General features: G+C 60.2%; 6 protein-coding genes. All 6 read right to left on the reverse strand.

Annotated elements, in window-relative coordinates; all coding sequences use genetic code 11:
• Positions 1–61 precede the first annotated feature (61 nt).
• The 6 genes from HX783_RS21910 to HX783_RS21930 all read right to left on the reverse strand — a co-directional run bounded on the left by HX783_RS21910 (position 62) and on the right by HX783_RS21930 (position 6,081).
• Positions 62–1,084 (reverse strand): ABC transporter permease, encoded by a 1,023-nt coding sequence (locus tag HX783_RS21910; RefSeq protein WP_026013640.1) that lies wholly within the window; start codon positions 1,082–1,084, stop codon positions 62–64.
• A 58-nt stretch (positions 1,085–1,142) separates the two neighbouring features.
• Positions 1,143–2,696, reverse strand: a complete 1,554-nt coding sequence (locus tag HX783_RS21915; protein WP_177018205.1) for a sugar ABC transporter ATP-binding protein — start codon at positions 2,694–2,696, stop codon at positions 1,143–1,145.
• 63 nt (positions 2,697–2,759) lie between these two features.
• Positions 2,760–3,695, reverse strand: coding sequence for a sugar ABC transporter substrate-binding protein (locus HX783_RS21920; RefSeq protein ID WP_177018206.1), 936 nt, complete (start codon positions 3,693–3,695; stop codon positions 2,760–2,762).
• A gap of 48 nt (positions 3,696–3,743) precedes the next feature.
• Entirely contained in the window at positions 3,744–3,926 is a 183-nt protein-coding gene (locus HX783_RS30035) for a hypothetical protein (protein WP_232109225.1), read from the reverse strand.
• Positions 3,927–4,054: 128 nt separating this feature from the next.
• Positions 4,055–5,083, reverse strand: coding sequence for a Gfo/Idh/MocA family oxidoreductase (locus HX783_RS21925; protein WP_177018207.1), 1,029 nt, complete (start codon positions 5,081–5,083; stop codon positions 4,055–4,057).
• A gap of 137 nt (positions 5,084–5,220) precedes the next feature.
• On the reverse strand, positions 5,221–6,081 hold the full coding sequence (locus HX783_RS21930) for a sugar phosphate isomerase/epimerase family protein (protein WP_177018208.1): 861 nt from the start codon (positions 6,079–6,081) through the stop codon (positions 5,221–5,223).
• Positions 6,082–6,095: the final 14 nt, after the last annotated feature.

Below are 6,095 nucleotides of genomic sequence, written 5' to 3' on the forward strand. Positions count from 1 at the left end.
TACACCGCATTCGCGAGCAAGCCCGCTCCCACATTGGCTTCCGCGCCAAGCCTTGATTCATTTATCGTTTGAGTTTGCGCTTGTTGCGATACTGGTCGATCACCACCGCGATCACGATGATCAGCCCCTTGATGATGTCCTGGATGTATGCATCCACCCCAACAAAGGTAAACCCGCTGGCCATCACCCCCAGGATCAACGCGCCGATCACGGTGCCGGTGATGCGCCCTACCCCGCCCGCCAGGCTGGTGCCGCCGATGACCGCCGCCGCAATCGCATCCAGCTCATAAGACATGCCCATGCCGGCCTGGCCGGTCGCGGCACGTGCCGAGGCGACCACACCCGCCAGGCCCGCCAGCAGCCCGGCGATGCTATAGACGATGATCAAGTGGCGCTTGACGTTGATCCCCGACGTCCGCGCCGCCTGCATATTGCCGCCGATGGCGTAGGTGTACTTGCCGTACTTGGTGTAGCGCAGGGCAATATGGAAGATCACCGCCACCACCAGGAAGATGATCACCGGCATCGCCCCGTGACCAATGGCGGTGTAGGAATCCGAGAGCATGCTCACCGGCTGGCCTTCGGTGTAATACCGCGCCAGGCCACGGGCCGAGACCATCATGCCCAGGGTCGCGATAAAGGGCGGGATACCGGTGACGGCAATGATGCTGCCGTTAATCGCCCCCGCCAGCAGCCCGACGCCCAAGCCCATCGCCACCGGGATCCACACCGGCAAATCCGTCAGGCTGGGAAACACCGCACGGGAGAAATCGGAAGTCTGCGCCAGACTGGCGGCGATCATCGCCGATAACGCCAGCACCGAGCCCGAAGACAGGTCAATACCGGTGGTAATGATCACCTGCGTTACGCCAATCGCCAGCAGGCCGATGATCGACACTTGCAGGATCATCAACACCAGGCGCTGGGAGTTCATCAGGAAACTCTGGTCGCGCACGATCCAGCCGAACAGTTCAAACACCAGGCCGATACCGATCAGCACCAGGAAGATGCTCAGCTCGGTGGGCAAACGCCTGCGGTGCTTGACCGGTGCCGTGGCGGGCTTGTTGTCTGTTATTGCGTTCATAGCCAATCACCTTCTTATTCTGTGGCACAGGCCAAACGCGGGCCTACGCTGCTGTTCGTCAGTGGACTACGGTCATACCCGAAGCCAACTGCATGACTTTTTCCTGGGTCGCGTCGCTACGGTCGAGGGTGCCCATCAGGTCGCCCTCGTGCATCACCATCACCCGGTCGCTCATGCCCAGCACTTCAGGCAGCTCGGAGGAAATCATGATCACCGCCATGCCTTCACTGGCGAGGAAGGAGATCAAGCGGTAAATCTCGGCCTTGGCGCCGACGTCGATGCCGCGGGTCGGTTCATCGAGAATCAACAGGCGTGGGTTGGTCATCAGCCAGCGCGCCAGCAAAGCTTTCTGTTGGTTACCGCCGGACAGGGTGTCGATGCACTGCTCCAGCGATGGGGTTTTCACCCGCAACTTCTTGCACATGTCTTCACACAACGCGCGCAAGGCTTTTTGCTGGATAAACCCTTTGCCCGAGTAATGCGGCAGCACGGCCATTTCCATGTTTTCCAGCACCGACAGGCACGGGAACAGCCCGCTGAGCTTGCGGTCTTCGGTCAACAACGCAAAACCGTTCTCGATGGCCATGTGCGGGTCAGTGATGCGTATCGGTTTGCCGTCGAGGGTGATCTGCCCGCCACTGCTTGGGGTGATACCAAACAGGGTTTCCGCCACATTGGTGCGGCCCGAGCCCATCAGCCCGGCGATGCCGAGGATTTCACCGGCGTGCAGGTCGAACGACACGTCCTTGAACACGCCGTCCAGGCGCAGGTCGCGCACCGACAGCAGCAGCTCGCCGATGGGTGTCTCGCGCACCGGGAACAGCTGGCTCAGTTCACGCCCGACCATCATCGAAATCAGGCTGTCGCTGTTCATGCTGTCGGCGCGCTGCAGGCCGATATAGTGGCCGTCGCGGAACACCGCGACTTCATCGGCGATGGCGAACACTTCGTTCATTTTATGCGTGATGTAGACGATGCCTTTGCCTTGGGACTTGAGGTCGGCAATGATCGAAAACAGGTGAGCCACTTCCTTTTCGGTAATGGCCGAAGTCGGTTCATCCATGATCAGAATGTCGGAGTCGTAGGACACCGCCTTGGCAATCTCGACCATCTGCCGTTCGGCGATGCTCAGGTTGCCGACGTGTTCTTCCGGGTCCAGGTTGATGCGCAAGCGCGCCAGCAACTCGGCGGTGCAGCGGTGCATTTCGCGGTGGTTGACCATGTGCAGGCTGTTGAGCTGCTCGCGGCCGATCCAGATGTTCTCGGCGATGCTCATATGCGGCATCAGGTTGAGTTCCTGGTGGATCATCGCGATCCCGGCCTTCTGCGCCGCCAGCGGCGTTTCAAACACGATCGGCTTGCCACGCAGGCGAATCTCCCCGGCGTCGGGCTGGTAGATGCCGGCGATGATCTTCATCAGCGTCGACTTGCCCGCACCGTTCTCGCCCATCAACGCCAACACCGAACCTGGGCGTACGCGCAGTTGCACATCGGCCAGGGCCACGACGCCGGGAAAGCCTTTGCTGATATTGAGAATTTCCAGCAGGTAGGGTTCTTCCGGCGCCAGGGGCTGGATACCGGGAGGCTGCGAGACAACCGCTTGAGCAAGCATATCGGGTACTCCATCAGCAGGGCGACCGTGGCCGCCCTGCTCGCTTATTGTTGTTATGAAGGGCTACTTGAAGTCTTTGACGTTGTCGGGGGTGATCAGCTTGAACGGGATGATCACGTTCTGCTCGACCGGCTCGTGCTTGGCCATCTTGCGCGCCGCTTCCACCGAACCCACCGCCTGGCCCTTGGCATCCTGGAATGCCGACGCGGCCATGTCGCCCTTGGTAATCGCGTTCAAGCCGTCCGGTGTTCCATCAACCCCGGCGATCAACACGCTGCCCGGCTTGGCGCCCGCCGACTTCAAAGCCATGGACGCACCGATGGCCATCTCATCGTTGTTGGCCAGCACCGCATTGAACTCGCGGCCCTGGGTCAGCCAGTCGTTGACCAGCGTCATGCCACGGTCACGCAGCCAGGTACCGGTCTGTTCCTGTTCGATGGTGATACCGGGGTATTTGGCCAGGACCTCTTTCACGCCTTTGGTGCGGTTGGTGGTGGAGTTGTTGGCCAGGTCGCCCAACAGAATCACGATCTTGCCTTTGCCACCGAGCTTTTCGGCGATGTACTGCATTTGCAGGCGACCGGCCTCTACGTCATCGGAGGTCACGGCGACAACATCCTTGGGCAGATCCTTCTGGTCAGGACGGCGGTTGACGAACACCAGTGGAATGCCCGCCTTGGTCGCCGCACTGATGATGTTCTTGGTCGACGCGGTGTCCACCGGGTTGACGATAATCGCGTCGACCTTCTGGCTGATAAAGTTCTCCACCTGGCTCAGCTGCTTGACCACATCAGCGCGGGCGTCTTCGAACTGCAACTGTACGCCGTCGCCCTTGGGATAGGACTTGGCTTGCTTGTCCATGTCTTCGCGCAGGTAAGTCAGGAAGGTGTCATCAAAGGCGGACATGCTCACGCCGATCTTGAGATCGGCCGCTGTGGCAAAGCCGCTGGCAAGCAACATGGACAAGGCCAGCGCGGTAAAACGGATCGGGGTCTTCATGAACGGTCTGTCTCCAATTTCTTGTTGGTTTTGTGGACGTTGCGTTTTTCAGAGCGAGGATGTGGGCAGTCGAACGATCGGTGCTCCCGGGATGCAGCACACCAGGGCGCCTTTGTTTTCGACGCACAGCACATTAAGGAAGGAGAAATAAAACGGCCGGGCGCGAGGCAGATCGCGTGGCGCTTGCTGGGCAGGGCGTAAAACTCGCAGTACAGCGTTGAAGATTTTCATCTGACGGTACCTGGTTGTTTTTGATCTTGTTTTTGTTGAGTCGCCCGGATCGTGCCCGAGACGTACTTTTTGCAACCTGGAAAAGACTCTATTGGAAAATAATTTCCATATCAACCATTTTTAGAATTTCATTCTATTTTTATTGAAACCACCTGCTGGCGCTCGTTGCTGAGGCGTGCGGCGTCCAATATACGGGTGGTTTCCAGCGCGTCATAGGCGCTTACCGGCAACGGCCCCTGCCCTTGCACAGCACTCTGCAACTGGCGATAGAACTGCGTCCAGCAGCCTTTTTCCGACGGCACTCGTTCGCGCTCAGCGCCTTGTTCAAACCAGCCCCAGCGTCGATGTTCCTCCGCGCCCCAGTGCTCGCCTTCGGTTTTTGGCGACTTGCCGGCCATCAGCGCTTCTTCCTGGCCGTCCAGGCCGTCGACGGTGTAGCAACCCAGCGTGCCGCTGACACGAAAACGCGGGGCCTGGCTGTTTTGCAGGGCACTGCCCCGCAGGTGGGAAATCACCCCGTTGGCGTGGGTCAGCGAGACAAAAAAGCCGTGATCCAGCGTTGGGTATTGCGCGCTGAAGTGCAATTGCGCGAACACCCGATCCACCGGGCCGAACAGTTGCAGTGCCTGGTCCACCAAGTGGCTGCCGAGGTCGCGCAACCAACCGCCGCCGCTGGCATTGCCCACCGATTGCGGGTTGTAGCGCTCCACACAGGATTCAAACCGGGTGACCTCGCCCAGGGCGCCGGTGTCGATCAATTTGCGCAAGGTGAGGAAATCCGAATCCCAGCGCCGGTTCTGGTAGACGCTCAGCAACACACCTTGGCGTTCGGCGGCAGTGATCAGCGCCTGGGCCTGTTCGGCATTGCTGGCGAAGGGTTTGTCGCTGACCACCGCAACGCCATGTTCGATGGCTTCCAGCACCAGGGCCGGGCGGCCTTTGAGGGTGGTGGAAATAACCAGCGCATCCACACCGGCCTCGACGATCTGGCCGATGGAATCGTAGGCCTTGAGGCCGGGATGGTCAGTCGCCAGTTGCTGGCGGCGCTCCGGGGAACGCGTCACCACGCCGACGAAGGTTGCGCCGGGCAGCGTTGCAATCAACGGCGCGTGAAAGAAGCGGCCGCCATGGCCGTAGCCGACTAGTCCGATTCGCATACATACACTCCTTCTTGATCGTTCCCACGCTCTGCGTGGGAATGCAGCCCGTGACGCTCTGCGTCACAAGCGCGGACGCAGAGCGTCCAGTGAGGCGTTCCCACGCGGAGCGTGGGAACGATCGAACGATCGAATGCTTATTGGCACAGCTCGCGGGTCACCCGCTCCAGCATCATGCGGCTCGACTCATCCGGCCGGTCTTCCCAGGCAAACACCGAGACCGTGGCGATGCCGTCGAACTTGAGCTCGCGCAAGGTGCCGAAAAACGCCTCCCAGTTGACTTCGCCCTGGCCGATATCCAGGTGCTGGTGCACGGTGGCGGTCACGCCCGGCGGGTTGACGATGTAGCGCAGGTTGGACGACGCACGGTGGTTGTAGGTGTCGGCAATGATCAAATGGCTGAGCTTGGAACCCGCGTACTTGAGCATCGAGGCAATATCGCCTTTGCCGTCGTCATAAAAGAAGGTGTGCGGCGCGGCGTAGAGGTAGTTGATCCAGTCGCGGTCGAGGCCGCGAATGATGTCCACCGACTCGTTGTTACGCTCGCAGAAGTCATACGGGTGCGCCTGGATATCCAGCTTGACGCCTTCGCGCTCGAACTCCGGGATCAGTTCGTCCATGGAGCGCATGAACTGGTTTTCGCACACCAGCGGGTTATCGGACTGGCCGGTGAACTCGGTATTGACCAGTTCGCAGTCCATTTCCACGGCAATCTGGATCGCGCGTTTCCAGTTGCGCACGGCAGCCACGCGCAAGCCTTCATCGGCGGCGGCCCAGTGGTACATCGGCAACAACGACGAGAGCTGCACACCGGCATCGCTCAAGGCCTTGCGAAATTCCTTGATGCGCGCACGGTCGACGCGGGCGGCTTTGTAGAACGGCAGGAAGTCTTCGCGGGGGGAAAGCTCGATGTGCTGATAGCCAAGCTCGGCGGCCTTGTCGACCATCTGGCCAAGGGGCAGGTGGCGGTACATGTAGGGGTCTAAGGCGATACGCATGTTCAGGTGCTCCC

The sequence above is a fragment of the Pseudomonas sp. D2002 genome (assembly GCF_013385735.1).
Classification (GTDB): domain Bacteria; phylum Pseudomonadota; class Gammaproteobacteria; order Pseudomonadales; family Pseudomonadaceae; genus Aquipseudomonas.